The following is an 18,790-nucleotide window of genomic DNA, read 5'->3' as shown; positions in this document are numbered from 1 at the left end:
CTCTCGACAGCGCAATTCGGGCTTTCGGCCGCCCGGGCGGCAGCCGGACGGGAGTGGGAGAGCGATGAACAGGCCGCTGAGGCATATAGCCGTCTTCTGCGGGGTGCTGGTGCTCGCACTGCTGGTCCGCGTGACATGGGTCCAGTTCGTGCAGGGCGAGGAACTCTCCAACGACCCGAACAACCGCCGCGTCAAGATCGAGGCGTTCTCCTACCCGCGCGGCAACATCATCGTCGGCGGCAAGCCGGTCACCGGCTCGGTGGCCACCTCCGGTGACTTCAAGTACAAGCGGACCTACAAGAACGGCCCGATGTACGCACCGGTCACCGGGTTCGCCTCACAGGCCCAGGGGACGTCCTTCCTGGAGGGCATCTACAACAAGGTGCTCAGCGGCAAGGACGACCGGCTCGCCCTCAAGAACGCCAAGGACATCCTGACCGGCGAGAAGCCGCGCGGCGGCGATGTGATCACCACCATCGACCCCAAGGCGCAGAAGGCCGCGTACAAGGGTCTGACCGACCTCAACGCCAAGGGTGCGGTGGTCGCGCTCGACCCGCGCGACGGCCGGGTCCTCGCGCTCGCCTCCACCCCCTCCTACGACCCGTCGCTCTTCACCGGCATCTCCAACGCCGAGGGCCGGAAGTTCAAGGAGCTGGACGCCGACAAGTCCAAGCCGCTGAGCAACCGGGCGCTGCGCGAGACCTACGCCCCCGGCTCCACCTTCAAGATCCTCACCGCGGCGGCCGCCCTGGAGCACGGTGTGGTCTCCGACATCAACGCGTCCTCGGGGGCGCCCGCTCCGTACCAGCTGCCGCAGAGCACCACGAAGGTCGGAAACGATGTCGCGGGCGCGCCCTGTGACAAGGCCTCGCTGAAGACCGGTATGCAGTGGTCGTGCAACAACGTCTTCCTCGACGCCGCGCTGAAGGTCGGCAAGGACAAGATGCGCGAGACGGCCGAGAAGTTCGGCTTCAACGACAATGTCTACGACGAGGACCTCGGGGACCTGCTGGCCACCAAGAGCCTCTACCCGGCGAAGCTCGACAAGCCGCAGACCGCGCTGACCGGTATGGGCCAGGGCAGCCTCACCAGCACGCCGATGCAGATGGCGATGGTGGCCGCCGGCCTCGCCAACGACGGCAAGGTGATGATGCCGCACCTCGTCGACGAGGTGCGCGGCTCCGACCTGTCGACGATCGAGAAGACCGAGCCGAAGATGATGTCCCAGGCCGTCTCCGCCGACACCGCGAAGAAGGTGCAGGAGATGATGGAGTACACCGTCAACGAGGGCACCGCCGAGAAGGCCGCGATCGACGGGGTGACCGTCGGCGGCAAGACCGGCACCGCCCAGCACGGCGCGAACGTCAACGACGAGCGCCCCTACGCCTGGTTCGTCTCCTACGCCAAGCAGAGCGACGGCAGCTCCCCGGTCGCGGTCGCCGTCTTCGTCGACCCCAAGGACATGAACATCCCCCGGGAGGAGATCGCCGGCGGCAAGCTGGGCGGGCCGATCGCGAAGTCGGTCATGGAGGCCGTGCTCAAGAAGTAGTCCGGGCGGAGCCCCGGCAACCGGGGCTCCGTACGATGGCGGGCATGACCGAAGAGTCCCGCCCCCGCCGTCTCGTCCTCGCCTCCCAGTCCCCCGCCCGGCTGGCCCTGCTGCGCCAGGCCGGGCTGGCCCCCGAGGTCATCGTCAGCGGCGTCGACGAGGAGGCGCTCACCGCTGCCACGCCCGGTGAGCTGGCCCGGGTGCTGGCCGAGGCGAAGGCCGAGGTGGTCGCCGCCCGCCCGGAGGCCGCCGGCGCCCTGGTCGTCGGCTGTGACTCGGTCCTGGAGCTGGACGGGCGGGCGCTCGGCAAGCCCGCCGACGCCGAGGACGCCACCGCCCGCTGGAAGTCCATGCGCGGCCGCTCCGGCATCCTGCAGACCGGCCACTGCGTCATCGACACCGCGAACGGCCGCCGGGTGGCCGCGACCGCCTCGACCACGGTCCGGTTCGGCGAGCCGACCGACGTGGAGATCGCCGCCTATGTCGAGAGCGGCGAACCGCTCTTCGTCGCCGGCGCCTTCACCCTCGACGGCCGCTCCGCCCCCTTCATCGACGGCATCGACGGCGACCCCGGCAATGTCATCGGCCTCTCCCTGCCGCTGCTGCGCCGGCTGCTCGCCGACCTGGACGTCGCGATCACCGACCTGTGGACCTGATTGGCGCCCCCGGCGCCGGACGTCCCACGCCGCGGTAAAGCCGGGGACGTGCCGGCGTCCCGCGCCTACGCTGCCCGCATGGCAACAGTTGTCGAGCTGATCAGCTACCCCGTCAAGGGCTGCGCGGGCGTTCCGGCGGCCGAGGCGGAACTCACCCCGGCCGGCCTCCCCCACGACCGCAGTTTCCTGGTGGTCGGCCCCGGAGGCGTCTTCCGCAGCCAGCGCACGGACCCCCGGCTGGCGGTGATCCGGCCGGAGGTCGGCGCCGACGGGACGCACCTCACCCTGCACGCGCCGGACAGGGACCCGCTCCGCCTGGACATCGACCTCGGCACCGGCTCGACGGTCCGGTCCGAGGTCGAGATGTTCGGTCAGCCGTACCGCGCGGTCGACCAGGGGGACCGCGTGGCCGGATGGCTGTCCGAGGCGCTGGGCGCCGAGAGCCGGCTGGTGCGGGTACCGCCGGAGCACGACCGGGTGACCGACGGGCTCACCCCCGGCACCTCCGGCTTCGCCGACAGCAGCGCGATGCACGTCCTCTCCCTGGCCTCCTTCGACGACCTCAACCGCCGGATCGCCGCCGCCGGCCGCCCGCCGGTCCCGATGGACCGCTTCCGGCCCAACCTCGTGGTGGACGGCTGGGACACCCCGCAGACCGAGGACCGGGTACGACGGGTCACGGTCGGCGGCGGCGAGCTGGGCTTCACCAAGCTCGCCGTCCGCTGCGCGGTCACCCTCGTCGACCAGCGGACGGGCGGCAAGGCGGGCCCCGAGCCGCTGCGCACACTCGCCTCGTACCGGCGGGTGCCCGAGGGCGGGGTGGCGTTCGGATCGAAGTTCTCGGTGCTGGCGACCGGGAAGGTGGCGGTGGGCGACGCATTCGAGGTCACCGAGTGGGGAACCGATTGATCCGAAACGACTCGATCGCCCCGATCGACACCATCGTGAGGAGTCCGCACCATGCCGAAGATCCTGATCGTCGCCGGTGACGCCACCGAGGACCTGGAGTTCTTCTACCCCTACCAGCGGCTGCTGGAGGAGGGGTACGAGCCCCGGATCGCGGCCCCCTCCCGCAAGAAGCTCCAGTTCGTCGTCCATGACTTCGTCGACAACTTCGACACCTACGTGGAGCGCGAGGGCCACTCCTGGCCGTCCGACCTCGCCCTGTCCGAGGTCGATCCGGCCGACTACGCGGCGCTGGTGCTCCCCGGCGGCCGGGCACCCGAATACCTCCGCAACGACGCCGACTACCGACGCGTCGTCACCCACTTCTTCGACGCCGACAAGCCCGTCGCCCACATCTGCCACGCGGCCATCTCCCTGGCCCCGCTGGGCGTCCTCAAGGGCCGCCGCACCTCCGCCTACCCGGCCTGCGCACCGGACGTGGAGATGGGCGGCGGCACCTTCGTCGACGGCGCGGCGGTGGTCGACGGCAAGGTCGTCTCGGCCCGCGCCTGGAACGACCACCCCGAGTGGATGCGCGCGTTCCTGGAGGTGCTGCGGGAGCATGCGCCGGTGAAGTAGGGGGCGGGGGCGAGGAGGGCGGCGGCGCCGGACGGGGCGTCAGAACACCGGCAGGACGTAGAGCGATGCGTCACTCAGGACGAAGACGCGGTTGCCGTCGGCCGCCAGGGCCTGGCGGTCGCCCCCCACCGTGTGCGTCGCGACCTGCCGGCCGTCCTCCTGGTTCACCGCGGTGACGTCGCCCGCTTCGTCATCCGCGATCATCCACAGGCCGTTCCCCTGGCGGATCACCGGGGTGTAGACATTGGACCTGCCGCGGAGCCCGGACACGTAATGGCCGTCGCTGGGATGCCACTTGGCGGAGTATGCGGGTTCGCCGGGGTAGCCCTCGTGCGTGGCGTAGAGGGCGTCCGCCGTGGCGGTCACCGGGCCCCACTCGGCGTAGGGCGGCTTGCCCTTCAAGTGGATCGGCAGGGTGCGCCTGCGGACCGTCCACAGCTCCTTGCCATCGGTGATCCTCCGGGCCGTCATCGACTTGCCGTGGAGGTAGACGGTGCTGCCGTGACAGGCCGGGCGGATGATGGTGTCGGACTGGCCGCGCAGGTCCCAGGCCCGGCGGCCGTCCGCGGTGCGCACGGCGAGGACATTGCCGTCGTAGGTGCCCAGAACGAGCCGGCCATGGGCGATGACACCCGGCAGGTTCGCCTTGCGGAAGGGCTTGTCGAGGGGCACGGTCCAGCGGACCTTGGCGTCGGAACGGCCGACGGCGCGCAGCCGGTCGTCCTTCGTCAGCACGTAGACGGCCGTGTCGTCGGCGGCCAGCACGGCCTCGGCGCCGACCGCGGCGGTCCACCGAGGCTCCCCCGTGGAGGGGACGAAGGTGCGCAGCGTCCCCTTGGCGTCGACGGCCACGAGCAGCCGGTCCGAGAGGGACACATAGCGGCCGCCGGCCTTGATGCCGGGGGCGGCCCAACGCCGTTTGCCGTCCACGACGTTGTGGGCGGCGATCCCGCCACCGCGGACGCCGAAGACGACGACGTCCCGGACGGGCAGGGGGGCCGGGGTGTTGTGGGCGAGGTGGTGCACGGCCCACAGCACGTTCAGCGACCCGCCGACGACGAGGTCGCCGTTGTCCATGTTCAGCAGGTGCGCCGTGGGCGTCTTGACGGCGGGCGGGTAGGCGAAGAGGTCGACCTTCTTCTCGGTCGGCTTCGGCGGCCGCGGCCACCAGGCGGCGGCCGCCCCGCCGCCCGCGGCGAGCACCACCCCGCCCGCCGCCAGACCGGTGAGCAGCCGGCGGCGGGAGACCTGCCCGGGGGCCGTCGCTCCGTTGACCGCGGTGGTCAGCTCGTGGATGCCGCTCTCCCGCTCCTTGATCGCCTGGCTCACCGGGCCGCGCCGCCAGGCCCGTTCGGCGCCGCGCGGTGGTGCGAAGGCGGCGGCGATCCGGTCGGGCGTGGGGCGGACGGCCGGGTCCTTGGCCAGCAGGGGGAGGATGAGCGGGCGCAGCGCCTCCGGGACACCGGTCAGATCGGGCTCGTCGTGCACCACCTTGTACTGGAGGGCGGCGATATGACCGCCGTCGAAGGCCCGCCGTCCACTGGCCGCGTGCACGAGGACGACGCCGAGCGAGAAGACGTCGGCGGGGGCCGCGACCCGGCGGCCCAGGACCTGCTCGGGGGCGCCGTAGCCGGGGGTGACCGGGACCTGTCCGGTGGTGGTCAGGGTCAGGCCGTGTTCGGGGCGGGCGATGCCGAAGTCGATGACGCGCGGACCGTCCGAGGTCAGGACGATGTTCGGCGGTTTGAGGTCGCGGTGGATCAGGCCGGTGGCATGGATGTCCGCGAGGGTGTGCGCGAGCGACGCGGCGAGGGCGCGTACGGCGGGCTCGTCGAACGGGCCGTATGCCTCGACGGCCTCGTCGAGGGTCGGACCGGCCAGGAACTCGGTGGCGATCCACGGGCGTCCGCCCTCGGTGTCCGTGCCCAGCACCCGGGCCACGCCCTTGCCGGTCACGGCCGTCGCCGCCTGCGCCTCCCGGACGAAGCGGCGGGCGAGGTTCTCCTCGCCGGTGAGCTCGGGCCGGAGGACCTTGACCGCGGCGACGGTGCCTTCGGTGTCCTGGCCGACGTAGACCTTGCCCATACCGCCCTCGCCGAGCACGCCGAGCAGGCGGTACGGACCGAGGCGGAGCGGGTCGCCGGTGCCGAGCGGTTTCATGGACGGTGTCCTTCTGGCGAGTTCGCGGCCGGTGGGGGCGTCGGGGCGGGGCGCGGCGGGTCAGCGGAGGGGGAAGCCGGCGAGGAAGTCGGGCCCGGAGGCGATGACCGTCCGGCTCTTCTCATGGGCGGTGAACTTCTTCCCGCTGGTCTTGTACAGCTGTTCGGTGGTGTGCGAGGTGAGGCCGACGGCCCGGAGGAACGTGCCGGTGATGCTGTACGAGTAGGCGTACTCGGAGCCGATCACGGGGCGGACGAGGTGGTCCGCCGATTTGCCCTCCCAGCTCTTCTCCGTCCAGCGCGGCTTCCCGCCGCCGGTGCCGAACGCGACCAGGCCGAGGTCCTCCTCCACCGCGTACAGCACACCGTCTTTGAGGACCGGCGGTCCGTACGTCTTCCCGGGGCGGGTGCCGGAGGTGTCCCACGCCTGGCCGCCGTCGCTCAGCCGCAGCGCCCGCAACGGGCCGTGGCCCAGGTAGAGATGCTGGTCATCGGCCGTGAGCGGGTCCCGTACGTGCCGCCGGTCGGCGCCCTTCCACGGCTTGCCCCAGGCCACCTTCCCGGTGCGGAGGTCGCGGGCGACGATCCGGACCGTGCCGTCGTTCATCTGCTGCAGGAGCACCAGACGGTTTCCGACGACCTTGGCGGACAGGAAGTGGTTCTCGTCGCTCTCGGCGGCCTGGAACGGCAAGGGGTCCGTCCACTTCCGGCTCCCGTTGGTGAGGTCGAGCGCCACCACGGACCAGGGGAGCTGGCGTTCGTACTTCTTGGCCTTGCCGTGGGAGATCGCCAGATAGGCGGTGTCGTCGACGACCGCCAACAACCGGCTGTCGAGGCCGTTGTGCTGGTCGTCCGACACCGGGGCGAGGTTCTTGCCGGCCTTGCCCGTGGCGAGGTCCACACGGGCGAGGAACCACGAAACGGACTTCGGGAACATGCTGCCCTTCTCCCGTTCCTCCTCCCGCGTGATCCGGTAGACGCGGGCACCGTCCGAGGCGACCTGCCAGCGCTCGTCGAAGGACAGCGAGAACGTCCACCGGGACTCACCGGACTTCGCGTCCACCCCGCGCGCCTCGGCATCGGACACCATGACGATCTGGTCGCCTGCCACCAGGGGCACTTCGGGGTTCTGGTCCTCGTCGGGACCGCTGATCTGCTTCTGCCACACCGAGTCCAGCTTTTTCTTCTTCAGCGCGCTGACGCTCGGCCCCGGCTTCGGCTTGGTGTATCCGGGCCCGGTGGCGGGACCCGGCGTCGGCTGGTCCCGTCCCAGCCAGGCCCATACCCCCGCCCCGGCCCCCGCGACGCCGAGCACCGAGCCCGCGCCCGCCATCAGCAGCCCCCGGCGGGACAGCCCACCGGCGGCGGGGACGTCGGCGGACGGCGCGGTCGCCGGCTGGTCGGGCGGCGCGGGCAGCCGCTGCGGCACGAGCTGCCAGACCTCGCCCGCCCGCCGGCCGATCTCCGCCAGCACCGCATCCGGCAGATGATCGGCGAACTCCCCTCCTCCGTCGTGGAGTTGGGCGGCCAGCTCGGCGGTCGACGGGCGCTCGGCGGGGTCCTTGGCCAAGGCGCGGGACAGGACCGGGACGAGGGCGGCGGGGGTGCCGGTGAGGTCGGGCTCGCTGTAGCGGACGCGGTAGAGGAGGTCGGCGGGCTGTCCGTCGCCGAACGGGCCGCGGCCGGTGGCGGCGAAGACCAGGACCCCGGCGAGCGCGAAGACGTCTCCGGCCGGGGTGTGTTCCTGCCCGGTGGCCTGCTCCGGCGACATGAACGCCGGGGTGCCGACCGCGGCGCCCGTACGGGTCAGCCGGTCGTCGCCGAGGGCGCGGGCGATCCCGAAGTCGATGACCTTCGGGCCGTGCGCGGTGACCATGATGTTCGACGGCTTGAGGTCACGGTGCACGACGTCCGAGTGATGGAGCTGGCCGAGCGCCCCGCAGAGCGCCGCCCCCAGGGCGCGGACCGACGCCTCGGGCAGCGGGCCGGCGAGCTCCACCGCGTCGTCGAGGGGCGGGCCGAGCACGTACTCGGTGGCCATCCAGGGGGTCGCGGCGAGCGGATCGGCCTCGACGACCTGTGCGCCGTAGCGGCCGCCGATGACCCGGGCGGCATCCGCCTCCAGCCGGAACCGGGTGCGGAATTCCGTGGTGGCGGCGATCCGGGCGTGCATCGTCTTGAGCGCCAGGGTCCGGCCGCCCGGGGAACGGGCCAGATAGACGGTGCCCATACCGCCGCTGCCCAGCCGGGCGAGGAGGCGGTACGGGCCCAGGCCGGGCGGGTCGTCATGGGCGAGAGGGAACGGCATGGGGGTGTCAGTCCTGTGGGGCGGGCGGAACCGGGAGGGTGGCGGCGAGCAGCTCGGCCGACTGGCGGGCGAGGGCCGCGATGATCCGGCCGGGCAGCCAGCCGGGGCCGAGCAGGGCGACGGCGCGACCGGCCGGGTTTCCGGCGGGGCCGAGCTCCGAGGCGGAGGACAGCGGCCCGGCGGGGTCGAGCCCCGAGGCGGAGGACAGCGGTCCGGCGCGGTCGAGCCCCGCGGCGGGGGTCGGCGGTCCGGCGGGGCCGAGCCCCGCGGCGGGGGTCGGCGGTCCGGCGGCCCCGGCCCCCGGCGCGGGCGGTCCGGGCGCCGGGCCGAGCGCATCGAGCAGTCGGCGGGGCGCGGGCGGGCCGCCGGGTCCCGGGACAGACAGGCCGTGACGACGGACCGCAGGGCGGCCGGGAGCTCTTCCCGCTCCGGCACGGTGTACCCGGTCGCGGCATACGCGAGCGTCGCGCCGAGTGCGTAGACATCGCCCGCCGGATGCGGCCGCCCGCCCGCCGCCTCTTCCGGCGGCAGGCTGCCCGATTCCAGGCCCGGCAGCCCGGAGCGCGGGGCGCCGTCCCCGGCGGCGGCCCGTACCGCCCCGAAGCACGTCAGCCGGGGCCCGTCGGCCGCCAGCAGCACGGCCGCGGGCGACACACCGGCATGGGCCAGGTCCTGCCCGTGCCCGATGGCCAGGGTCTCGGCGAGGGCCGCGCCGAGCGCCCGTACGGTGCGTTCGGGCAGCGGGCCGCCGTGCACGGTGAGCGCGGCGGGCAGCGGGAGCGCGGGCACGTACGGGCGGGCGTGCCAGGGCGCGTCGCCGGGTGCGGCGACCTCGGTGGCCGGCGAGGACCAGGGTCCGAGCAGATAGCGCGAGGTCTCCGCCTCGGCCAGGAACCGGCCGGGGTCGGCACCCGGCAACGGCGCACTGATCAGGACCGTACGGTCGCCGTCCGCGCTCCGCCCGATGAACCGCCGCTCCGGTACGGGTATGCCGGACGCTTCGTCATCCAGCCCCCGCAACACCGTGTAGGGACCTATCGCGCTCCCGCGCCCCCGGCCCTCCGCACCCGCAGCCGATGCAGGCATGCCCACCGTCCCCCGTCCTACGACATCGCGCGAAGAGCCTACCCGGGCGTGTCGTACGGCCCCGGGGGAGTCGATCGGCCCCGGGGGACGGGGAGTTCGGGCCCGGCCGGGGAGCGGCGGATCCGGCCGCCGGGCGGGAAGCGAGGGGGGTCAGGCGGAGGTGGGGGCCACCGGCGGTGCGCCGTTCGGGGTGTTTTCCGCGTTTCCCCGCGCATCCCCCGTAAGGCCCTCGTTGTAGGCCATCAGTGTCAGCACCAGCAGCCCCAGCACGACCATCATCGCGAGGAAGGCGACCCAGCCGACCAGGCCGACGGAGAAGGCGCCCAGGATGCCGTGCACCACCGCGCAGCCGATGAGGGCGATACGGGTGAAGCCTCCGGGGGCGCGGTCGCGCAGGGCGCTGCGGAGCAGCACGGCGGCGCAGAACAGCAGGAAGAGGCCGAAGAGAATGCCGGCCACCCAGGAGCCGGTGGACATCGCGCGGGGCTGCAGACCGGCCAGGGACATCTGCTGCCGGTCCACGACGATGCTCAGAATCCAGTTGAGCAGCACGATCCCGAACGCCTCCAGGATCAGTACCACCGCCGCGGCCAAGGCCACCGGTCGTCGTGCCACCCTCACCCCGTCCACCCACTTCCGCCGTTGTCCAGCCCGATGCGCCATGTGGGCGCCTGTTGCCGCCGTTACCCCGGTTACCGCGAGTACAGAAGACATCGGGCACGCTACTAATGGGTAATAGCTGGGGCAAGGGTTGTGCACGGGTGGGCAGGGACGACTGTGGACACGAGGCCGTCGGCGCGCCGACGGACGGAGCGGACCGCAAAGTTTCCTTCGCCCATTCGTAGGGACTCCACAAAGAATTGACGATCCGCTGGACGTCCAAAGTTCGAGACCTAGGCCACACCAGGTCGCGAGCCGGAGCCCAGGAATCCGGGCCTACCCTGGGATACCAGGGGACTTAGGTTCCTCACTGGCGCCCCGAGCACACTCCGTGTGGGCAAGCTCACCCCAGGGAACGGGTCGGCACGCGGTGTCGCCAGTCCCTAAAATCGCGGCATCCAATAGATGCGGCGAAGCGCCAAGGAAGGACCCATCGTGCGCAAGGTGCTCATCGCCAACCGTGGCGAAATCGCTGTTCGCGTTGCCCGTGCATGCCGGGACGCGGGGATCGGCAGCGTAGCCGTCTACGCCGACCCCGACCGGGACGCACTGCACGTACGCGCGGCAGACGAGGCGTACGCCTTGGGCGGTGACACTCCTGCCACCAGTTACCTGGACATCGCCAAGGTCCTGGCTGCCGCCGCCGATTCGGGCGCGGACGCCATCCACCCCGGGTACGGCTTCCTGTCGGAGAACGCGGAGTTCGCGCAGGCCGTCCTGGACGCCGGGCTGACGTGGATCGGCCCGCCCCCGCAGGCCATCCGTGACCTCGGCGACAAGGTCGCCGCGCGGCACATCGCCCAGCGTGCCGGTGCGCCGCTGGTCGCCGGCACGCCCGACCCGGTCTCCGGCTCGGAGGAGGTCGTGGCCTTCGCCAAGGAGCACGGCCTGCCCATCGCGATCAAGGCCGCCTTCGGTGGCGGCGGCCGCGGTCTGAAGGTGGCCCGTACGCTCGAAGAGGTTCCGGAGCTGTATGACTCCGCGGTGCGCGAGGCGGTCGCCGCGTTCGGCCGCGGCGAGTGCTTCGTGGAGCGCTACCTGGACCGCCCGCGGCACGTCGAGACCCAGTGCCTGGCCGACAAGCACGGCAACGTCGTCGTGGTCTCGACCCGTGACTGCTCACTGCAGCGCCGCCACCAGAAGCTGGTGGAGGAGGCCCCGGCCCCGTTCCTGACGCAGGAGCAGAACGCCGAGCTGTACCGCGCCTCCAAGGCCATCCTCAAGGAGGCCGGCTACGAGGGCGCCGGCACCTGCGAATTCCTCGTCGGGCAGGACGGCACGATCTCCTTCCTGGAGGTCAACACCCGGCTGCAGGTCGAGCACCCGGTCACCGAGGAGGTCACCGGCCTCGACCTGGTCCGTGAGATGTTCCGGATCGCGGACGGCGAGAAGCTCGGCTACGACGACCCGGAGGTCCGCGGCCACTCCTTCGAGTTCCGGATCAACGGTGAGGACCCGGGCCGCAACTTCCTCCCGGCCCCCGGCACGGTCACCACGTTCGACGCGCCGGCCGGTCCGGGCGTCCGCCTGGACGCGGGCGTCGAGTCCGGCTCGGTCATCGGCCCCGCCTGGGACTCCCTCCTCGCCAAGCTGATCGTCACCGGCGCCACCCGCCAGCAGGCGCTGCAGCGCGCCGCCCGTGCGCTGGCCGAGTTCACCGTCGAGGGCATGGCCACCGCCATCCCCTTCCACCGCACGGTCGTCCAGGACCCGGCGTTCGCCCCCGAACTCACCGGCTCCACCGACCCGTTCACGGTCCACACCCGCTGGATCGAGACCGAGTTCGTCAACGAGATCGCCCCGTTCGCCGCCCCCGGCGCGGACGAGGCCGAGGCCGACAGCCGCGAGACGGTCGTCGTCGAGGTCGGCGGGAAGCGCCTGGAGGTCTCGCTGCCGTCCTCGCTGGGCATGCCGCTGGCCCGGGCCGCGGTCGCCGGCGGTGCCAAGCCGAAGCGCAAGGCCGCCAAGAAGTCCGGCGGCGCCGCCTCCGGCGACGCTCTGGCCTCCCCGATGCAGGGCACCATCGTCAAGGTCGCCGTCGAGGAGGGCCAGCAGGTCACCGAGGGTGAGCTGGTCGTCGTCCTGGAGGCCATGAAGATGGAGCAGCCGCTCAACGCCCACCGCACCGGCACCATCAAGGGCCTGACCGCCGAGGTCGGCGCCGCCCTCACGTCCGGCGCGGTGATCTGCGAGATCAAGGACTGACCCGACGGCATCCCGCCCGACGGACGAGGGGCTCCCGGCATCACCGCCGGGGGCCCCTCGCGCCGTTCCGCGGCCCCTACGAGTTCCCCACCACGTCCTCCGGGAAGCTCAGTGACCTGCCCATCCACTGGAGCGCGGCGGGCAGTTCACGGCGCCAGGTGGCGAAGTTGTGGCTGCCGTGGTCGAGGATGACGGAGTCCGCCTTCATCGGCGGTTTGACGGCGGCGAGGAAGGCCCTGGCCGCCGGATAGTTCTTCTCGCCGGTACGGCTGGTGCCCACCAGGACGTTCACCCGGGGCGCGGGCAGATGCTCCAGACGCCACATCAGGTCGTGTTCCTGGCGGCGGCGCACCCGGTCGCGGCCCTCACCGAAGAGGTTGCCGCTCGTGGCGTCGTTGCTGACCTTGTAGTCGGGCGACAGGGCGGCCGCCGCGGTGTACGTACGGTCGTGCCGCATGGTGAGCTGGAGGGCGCAGCTGCCGCCCGAGGAGTAGCCCAGAAGGCCCCACCCGCCGGGGTCGTGACCGACGCGGTAGTGCGACTTGAGCGCGTCCGGCACATCGCGCGCGAAGAACGTCTCGGCCTGCGGTCCGCCCGGCACATCGACGCACTGGGTGTCGCGGGGCGGGGCGATGGTGGGCCGCAGCATCACGATGACGGTCGGCTGCATCTTGCCGGCCCGGATCAGCCGGCCGGCGGTCTGCGGCAGCCGCAGATGCTGGCCGAGCAGGAAGGTGCCGCCGGGGTAGCCGCTGAGCGCGACGATCACGGGGAACCGCTGGCGGGCGTACTGGGGCTGGAAGTACTGCGGCGGCAGATAGACGTACGCCGGGTTCACGGCCCGGGTCCGCTTCCCGACGATCCGTACGGTCTCGACCTTGCCCGCCTGCTCCGGCGCCCCCTTCGGCAGCCCGTGCACCTTGTCCAGGCCCTCCGGCCCCGAGGTCTGCACCAGGCCCTTCGACGGGTCACCGACGGGGCCGGCCGTTCCCTGGTCGCCCCATTTGCCGACGGCGGCCGGTGCGTCGTCGTACAGCCCGAGCAGCTCGTGCCACGAGGCGTAGAACTGGAAGTTGGTGTTCACCACGAGGCCGAGCGCCGCCACGATGGTCAGCTGGGTCACGAAGATCGAGCCGAGCCGCCCCAGCAGCGCCCGCGGCCCGCGCCCGGCGAACCGCGGCCACAGCCAGAGCGTGAGGCCCACACAGACCACGGCGACCGCGGCCACGGCGTACAACAGCGATCGACTGGTCAGTCCCATGGCGTTTCCCCAGATGTCCCGCGCCGCGCCCGCTTCCCCGGCGGCCGGTCACGGCGTCTTCCCGGGCCTCCGGAAGACCCCCGGAAGACCTCATTGCGCCTGGTTTGATGGCCCTTGGAGGCGCGGCGTTGCGGGGACGGCGAGGTGTTCGGCCGCACGACCACCGGGGGATGCCGGGACTTCATCCCAGCGCTGCCGGACGGCCACCGGGCGGGCGCGGCGGAACCGTTCCCCTTGCTTCGGAGGCCCCCTCCGCCAGGCCCGGCCCAGGGACCGGGGCAGCCGCCCGTGCACGCAATGGCATCCTGGAGCCACCGGGCCGCAACCGGCCGGGTCGAGGGAGGACGGCGATGGCGACCGAGACGGCAGGGCAGCCGCAGACGACGGGCCCGGCGGCGACCGCACCTGCGCGGACGCCTGACGTGCGCCCCATGCGGGCCGATGCCCGCCGCAACTACGACCGGCTGCTGACCGAGGCCCGTACGGCCTTCACCGAACACGGCACGGACACCTCGCTGGAGGACATCGCGCGCCGCGCCGGCGTCGGCATCGGCACCCTCTACCGGCACTTCCCCAACCGGACCGCCCTGATGGGCGCGGTCTTCCAGGGGGAGGTCGACGCCCTGCTGACCCACGCCAGGGAGCTGGCCGACGCGCCGCAGCCGTGCGCCGCGCTGGTCGAATGGCTGCGCGCGATCATCACCCACGCCACCACCTACCGCGGGCTGTCGCGGGCACTGATGACGGCATCGGCGGACGACAGCTCGGGGATGCGGCGGTGCAGCGTGCCGATGCGGGAGGCCGGCGATGCGCTGCTGACCCGCGCCCAGCAGGCCGGGGCCGTACGCCCGGATGTGAGCATCAGCGATCTGATGCAGCTGACCAACGGCATCGCGCTGGCCGTCGAGGAATCCCCGGACGACCCCAAGCTCGCCGACCGGCTGCTGACACTCACCCTGCGCGGGCTGAAGGGGGAGAACCACTAGGGGGTGTCCGGCGGATCAGGGCAGGAGAGGCCCGACGGGCACCCCGGCGCCGGGTCGGCGCGCCCCGGTGGCGCGCCCCCGGCTTCTGCCTCAGCGCCGCCGTGGGGCCAAATCGGCGACCCGGCCGCCGGAGGCCTCACTCAGGGACGGGGCCGAGCGGAGCTGTGGACCACCTGCCCCGCCACCCTGCGGATGGCTGCGCCGCTGGCCCGGGAGCGGGACGTCCCGCCGGGGCCCTCTGCGGTCCCCCGGGCCACCGTCCATCCCCGGCTGCCCCGGCCCGTGGCCCACGCCCGAGCCGTTGGCGACGGCGATCTGCACGCCCTGGTCGGCCAGCGCCTGCAGCTCCGTGGCGGCGCGGTCGTCATGACCCGGCGGCTCGTCCGTGACCAGCCGTGTGATCACATCCGTCGGCACGGTCTGGAACATCGTGTCGGAGCCGAGCTTGGTGTGGTCGGCGAGCACCACCACCTCCCCCGCCGCCTGCACCAGCGCCCGGTCGACGCTGGCGGAGAGCATGTTGGAGGTGGACAGACCGCGCTCTGCGGTCAGGCCGCTGCCCGACAGGAAGGCGCGGGACACCCGCAGGCCCTGGAGGGACTGTTCGGCACCGCTGCCGACCAGCGCATAGTTGGAGCCGCGCAGGGTGCCGCCGGTCATCACGACCTCGACGCGGTTGGCATGGGCCAACGCCTGGGCGACCAGAAGGGAGTTGGTGACGACGGTCAGACCGGGGACGCGGGCGAGCCGGCGGGCCAGCTCCTGCGTGGTCGTTCCCGCGCCGACGACGATGGCCTCGCCCTCTTCGACGAAGCCGGCCGCGAGATCGGCGATGGCCGTCTTCTCCGCGGTCGCTAGATGGGATTTCTGTGGGAATCCTGATTCGCGGGTAAAGCCTCCCGGCAGGACCGCACCGCCGTGCCGGCGGTCGAGCAGTCCCTCTGCCTCCAGCGCCCGCACGTCCCGCCGTACGGTTACTTCGGAGGTCTGGACGACGCGGGCGAGCTCCCGGAGCGATACGGCTCCATTGGCGCGCACCATTTCAAGGATCAATTGGCGACGTTCTGCAGCGAACACGAAACTGACAGTAACGCCAACGACCGTCTGTTTTCAGCAGGTTGCACCAATTAACGGAAGTTGCTCACACTGCGGAGCGTGACGTGGTATGCGGTATGCATATGTCGTGCGGATGTCGAACTCCCGGGCGGGACGACCGGCTTGGCGCCTGGTCAGGCGCCCCGACGGCCCGGACGACGGCCACCCCGCGGCAGTGGGTCGGCACCTGCCCGCTGCAGGCACGTTTCATCCCAAGTGCTCACCGGTGGCACAAACAATCGACCGCGGCCGTCCGCCGGTTGCCGCACACCGGTTACTCGCTGGCGGCCTTGCGCGTGTGCAGCTGGCGGGCGACCTCGGCGATCGAGCCGGACAGCGACGGGTAGACCGTGAAGGCATTGGCGATCTGCTCGACGGTCAGGTTGTTGTCGACCGCGATCGAGATGGGATGGATCAGCTCACTGGCGCGCGGCGAGACGACCACACCGCCGACGACGATGCCGGTGCCGGGGCGGCAGAACAGCTTCACGAAGCCGTCGCGGATGCCCTGCATCTTGGCCCGCGGGTTGCGCAGCAGCGGGAGCTTGACGACCCGGGCGTCGATCTTGCCGCTGTCGACGTCGGCCTGGGAGTAGCCGACGGTGGCGATCTCCGGGTCGGTGAAGACGTTCGCGGAGACCGTCTTGAGGTTCAGCGGGGTGACCGCGTCACCGAGGAAGTGGTACATCGCGATCCGGCCCTGCATGGCGGCGACGGACGCCAGCGCGAAGATGCCGGTGCAGTCACCGGCCGCGTACACGCCCTGGGCGGAGGTGCGGGAGACCTTGTCGGTCCAGATGTGGCCGGAGTCCTTGAGCTTGACGCCGGCCGCTTCCAGGCCGATGCCCTCGGTGTTGGGGATGGAGCCGACCGCCATCAGGCAGTGCGTACCGGAGATCGTGCGGCCGTCGGCCAGGGTGACCTCGACGCGGTCGCCGACCCGTTTGGCGGACTGGGCCCGGGAGCGCGACATGACGTTCATGCCGCGGCGGCGGAAGACGTCCTCCAGGACGGCGGCGGCGTCCGGGTCCTCGCCCGGCAGCACGCGGTCGCGGGAGGAGACGAGGGTGACGCGGGAGCCGAGCGCCTGGTAGGCACCGGCGAACTCGGCACCGGTGACACCGGAACCGACCACGATCAGCTCTTCGGGCAGCTCGTCGAGGTCGTAGACCTGCGTCCAGTTCAGGATCCGCTCACCGTCGGGGAGCGCGTCCGGGATCTCGCGGGGGTGCGCGCCGGTGGCGATCAGCACCGCGTCCGCGATCAGCCCCTCGGAGGTGCCGTCGGCGGCGGTGACCGTCACCTTGCGGGAGCCGTCCGGCGCCTGGCCGGGCTCCAGCCGCCCGCGACCGCGCATGACCCGGCCGCCGGCGCGGGTCACGGACGCGGTGATGTCATGCGACTGGGCGAGCGCGAGGCGCTTGACCCGTCGGTTGACCTTGCCGAGGTCGACGCCGACGACCCGGGCGGGCCGGTCCACGTGCGGAGTGTCGTCCTCGACGATGATGCCGAGCTCTTCGTACGAGGAGTCGAAGGTCGTCATCACCTCGGCCGTGGCGATAAGAGTCTTCGACGGCACGCAGTCGGTCAGCACCGACGCCCCGCCCAGACCGTCGCAGTCGACGACGGTCACCTCCGCGCCGAGAGAAGCCGCCACCAGGGCAGCTTCGTATCCGCCGGGTCCGCCACCGATGATCACGATCCGAGTCACGTACTCCATTGTCCCGCACGCCCGTACGTCGCTCTCGCCCGGGGGCATCCTCCGTCCCTGACGGGCACCGGAGCGCGCTCCACCTGGGCTACCGTCCGAACCTCCGGTACCACGAGCCCGAAGGGCAACCTCCCGTACCCTCGGAACCATGTCGCTCTACGCCGCGTACGCCGGCAACCTCGACGCGCGGCTGATGTCCCGCCGCGCACCGCACTCGCCGCTGCGCGGCACCGGCTGGCTCAACGGCTGGCGGCTCACCTTCGGCGGCGAGCAGATGGGCTGGGAAGGCGCACTGGCGACGGTCGTCGAAGCCCCCGCCTCCCAGCTCTTCGTCGCGCTCTACGACATCGCGCCCATGGACGAGGAGTCCATGGACCGCTGGGAGGGCGTCGGTATGGACATCTACCGCCGGATGCGGGTGCGGGTGCACACCCTCGACGGCGACGAGGCGGCGTGGATCTATGTCCTCAACGGCTATGAGGGCGGTCTGCCGTCGGCCCGCTATCTGGGCGAGATCGCCGATGCCGCGGAGTCGGCGGGCGCGCCGCACGACTATGTGATGGAGCTGCGCAAGCGGCCCTGCTGACGTGCGGCACGGGCCGGCCGCGGCGGGCGCGCCGCCGTACGGGTGCCGCGACGCGCCCGGGGACCTGCTTTTGGCAGATGCCACAACCGTCCGATCCCAGCACCGTGAGCAGCGACATCTACGCGCGTAGGGGAATACCGGCTACCCTCGTCCGCGTGAACGCATCTGTTACTCCGGACATCGCGCGCGACCCCCAGGGTGCCGCCGCCGACGCCGCCGCCCGTCTGCGTGAGCTGACCGGCGCCGAGACCCATGACGTCGCCCTGGTGATGGGCTCCGGCTGGGCTCCGGCCGCCGAGGCCCTGGGCGCGCCCGAGCACGAATTCCCCGTCACCGAGCTGCCCGGCTTCCCGGCGCCGGCCGTCGCCGGGCACGGCGGCACGATCCGCTCGTACCAGGTCGGTGCGAAGCGGGCGCTGGTCTTCCTGGGCCGTACCCACTACTACGAAGGCCGCGGGGTCGCCGCGGTCGCGCACGGTGTCCGCACCGCCGTCGCGGCCGGCTGCAAGACCGTCGTGCTCACCAACGGGTGCGGTGGTCTGCGCGAGGGCATGCGCCCCGGCCAGCCGGTCCTCATCAGCGACCACCTCAACCTGACCGCCACCTCCCCGATCGTCGGCGCGAACTTCGTCGACCTGACGGATCTGTACTCGCCGCGGCTGCGCGCGCTGTGCAAGGAGGTCGACCCGAGCCTGGAGGAGGGCGTCTACGCCCAGTTCCCCGGCCCGCACTACGAGACCCCGGCCGAGATCAAGATGATCCGGACCCTGGGCGCCGACCTGGTCGGGATGTCCACGGTCCTGGAGGCCATCGCGGCACGCGAGGCCGGCGCCGAGGTGCTCGGCCTGTCGCTGGTGACGAACCTCGCCGCCGGCATGACGGGCGAGCCGCTCAACCACGAAGAGGTGCTGCAGGCCGGCCGCGACTCCGCGACCCGGATGGGCAGCCTGCTCGCCCAGGTGCTCGGCAAGCTCTGAGACACCGCGGCGCCACCGCGCCGCGCC

14 protein-coding genes are annotated in these 18,790 nt (G+C 72.2%); 8 read left to right on the top strand and 6 right to left on the bottom strand.

The genetic code is table 11. The features are described from left to right. Positions 1 to 64 precede the first annotated feature (64 nt). The 4 genes from NUT86_RS26035 to NUT86_RS26020 all read left to right on the top strand — a co-directional run bounded on the left by NUT86_RS26035 (position 65) and on the right by NUT86_RS26020 (position 3,729). Positions 65 to 1,549 carry a peptidoglycan D,D-transpeptidase FtsI family protein gene (locus tag NUT86_RS26035; protein WP_109892261.1) on the top strand — a complete coding sequence of 495 codons (1,485 nt, stop codon included), beginning with the start codon at positions 65 to 67 and terminating at the stop codon, positions 1,547 to 1,549. 44 nt (positions 1,550 to 1,593) lie between these two features. Then, positions 1,594 to 2,205 carry a nucleoside triphosphate pyrophosphatase gene (locus NUT86_RS26030; protein WP_026169556.1) on the top strand — a complete coding sequence of 204 codons (612 nt, stop codon included), beginning with the start codon at positions 1,594 to 1,596 and terminating at the stop codon, positions 2,203 to 2,205. A 78-nt stretch (positions 2,206 to 2,283) separates the two neighbouring features. After that, entirely contained in the window at positions 2,284 to 3,114 is an 831-nt protein-coding gene (locus NUT86_RS26025) for an MOSC domain-containing protein (RefSeq protein ID WP_018089228.1), read from the top strand. Positions 3,115 to 3,165: 51 nt separating this feature from the next. Next, positions 3,166 to 3,729, top strand: a complete 564-nt coding sequence (locus NUT86_RS26020; protein WP_018089227.1) for a DJ-1/PfpI family protein — start codon at positions 3,166 to 3,168, stop codon at positions 3,727 to 3,729. Positions 3,730 to 3,768: 39 nt separating this feature from the next. Here the strand turns inward: NUT86_RS26020 and NUT86_RS26015 are convergent, their stop codons facing one another. The 3 genes from NUT86_RS26015 to NUT86_RS26000 all read right to left on the bottom strand — a co-directional run bounded on the left by NUT86_RS26015 (position 3,769) and on the right by NUT86_RS26000 (position 9,897). Then, positions 3,769 to 5,889, bottom strand: coding sequence for a serine/threonine-protein kinase (locus NUT86_RS26015; protein WP_274737829.1), 2,121 nt, complete (start codon positions 5,887 to 5,889; stop codon positions 3,769 to 3,771). A gap of 60 nt (positions 5,890 to 5,949) precedes the next feature. After that, the gene (locus NUT86_RS26010; RefSeq protein ID WP_342456257.1) at positions 5,950 to 9,282 is read right to left on the bottom strand and encodes a protein kinase domain-containing protein; all 3,333 of its coding nucleotides are present in this window, start codon (positions 9,280 to 9,282) and stop codon (positions 5,950 to 5,952) included. Between the two features lie 150 nt (positions 9,283 to 9,432). Continuing rightward, positions 9,433 to 9,897, bottom strand: coding sequence for a hypothetical protein (locus NUT86_RS26000; protein WP_229837997.1), 465 nt, complete (start codon positions 9,895 to 9,897; stop codon positions 9,433 to 9,435). 480 nt (positions 9,898 to 10,377) lie between these two features. On the opposite strand from NUT86_RS26000, the gene NUT86_RS25995 reads away from it, so the two are divergent. Continuing rightward, positions 10,378 to 12,147, top strand: a complete 1,770-nt coding sequence (locus tag NUT86_RS25995; protein WP_274737826.1) for an acetyl/propionyl/methylcrotonyl-CoA carboxylase subunit alpha — start codon at positions 10,378 to 10,380, stop codon at positions 12,145 to 12,147. Between the two features lie 76 nt (positions 12,148 to 12,223). Here the strand turns inward: NUT86_RS25995 and NUT86_RS25990 are convergent, their stop codons facing one another. Beyond that, the gene (locus NUT86_RS25990; RefSeq protein ID WP_274737824.1) at positions 12,224 to 13,408 is read right to left on the bottom strand and encodes an alpha/beta hydrolase; all 1,185 of its coding nucleotides are present in this window, start codon (positions 13,406 to 13,408) and stop codon (positions 12,224 to 12,226) included. A 350-nt stretch (positions 13,409 to 13,758) separates the two neighbouring features. On the opposite strand from NUT86_RS25990, the gene NUT86_RS25985 reads away from it, so the two are divergent. Then, positions 13,759 to 14,394, top strand: coding sequence for a TetR/AcrR family transcriptional regulator (locus NUT86_RS25985; protein WP_078518583.1), 636 nt, complete (start codon positions 13,759 to 13,761; stop codon positions 14,392 to 14,394). 90 nt (positions 14,395 to 14,484) lie between these two features. Here the strand turns inward: NUT86_RS25985 and NUT86_RS25980 are convergent, their stop codons facing one another. Together NUT86_RS25980 and NUT86_RS25975 are read right to left on the bottom strand one after the other, a co-directional pair. Further along, positions 14,485 to 15,471 (bottom strand): DeoR/GlpR family DNA-binding transcription regulator, encoded by a 987-nt coding sequence (locus NUT86_RS25980; RefSeq protein ID WP_078518582.1) that lies wholly within the window; start codon positions 15,469 to 15,471, stop codon positions 14,485 to 14,487. Between the two features lie 292 nt (positions 15,472 to 15,763). Then, on the bottom strand, positions 15,764 to 17,209 hold the full coding sequence (locus NUT86_RS25975) for an NAD(P)H-quinone dehydrogenase (RefSeq protein ID WP_018089219.1): 1,446 nt from the start codon (positions 17,207 to 17,209) through the stop codon (positions 15,764 to 15,766). A gap of 139 nt (positions 17,210 to 17,348) precedes the next feature. On the opposite strand from NUT86_RS25975, the gene NUT86_RS25970 reads away from it, so the two are divergent. Both NUT86_RS25970 and NUT86_RS25965 read left to right on the top strand, forming a co-directional pair. Further along, a complete protein-coding gene (locus NUT86_RS25970) occupies positions 17,349 to 17,786 on the top strand; it encodes a gamma-glutamylcyclotransferase (protein ID WP_018089218.1) in 438 nt (145 codons plus the stop codon). A 155-nt stretch (positions 17,787 to 17,941) separates the two neighbouring features. Then, on the top strand, positions 17,942 to 18,763 hold the full coding sequence (locus tag NUT86_RS25965) for a purine-nucleoside phosphorylase (protein ID WP_018089217.1): 822 nt from the start codon (positions 17,942 to 17,944) through the stop codon (positions 18,761 to 18,763). Positions 18,764 to 18,790 lie beyond the last annotated feature (27 nt).

The sequence above is a fragment of the Streptomyces sp. G7(2002) genome (assembly GCF_028870195.1).
In the GTDB taxonomy this organism is placed as follows: Bacteria; Actinomycetota; Actinomycetes; order Streptomycetales; family Streptomycetaceae; genus Streptomyces; species Streptomyces nigrescens.
The sequence above is the reverse complement of the archived record's forward strand: the minus strand, read 5'-3'. Positions and strand labels throughout refer to the sequence as shown.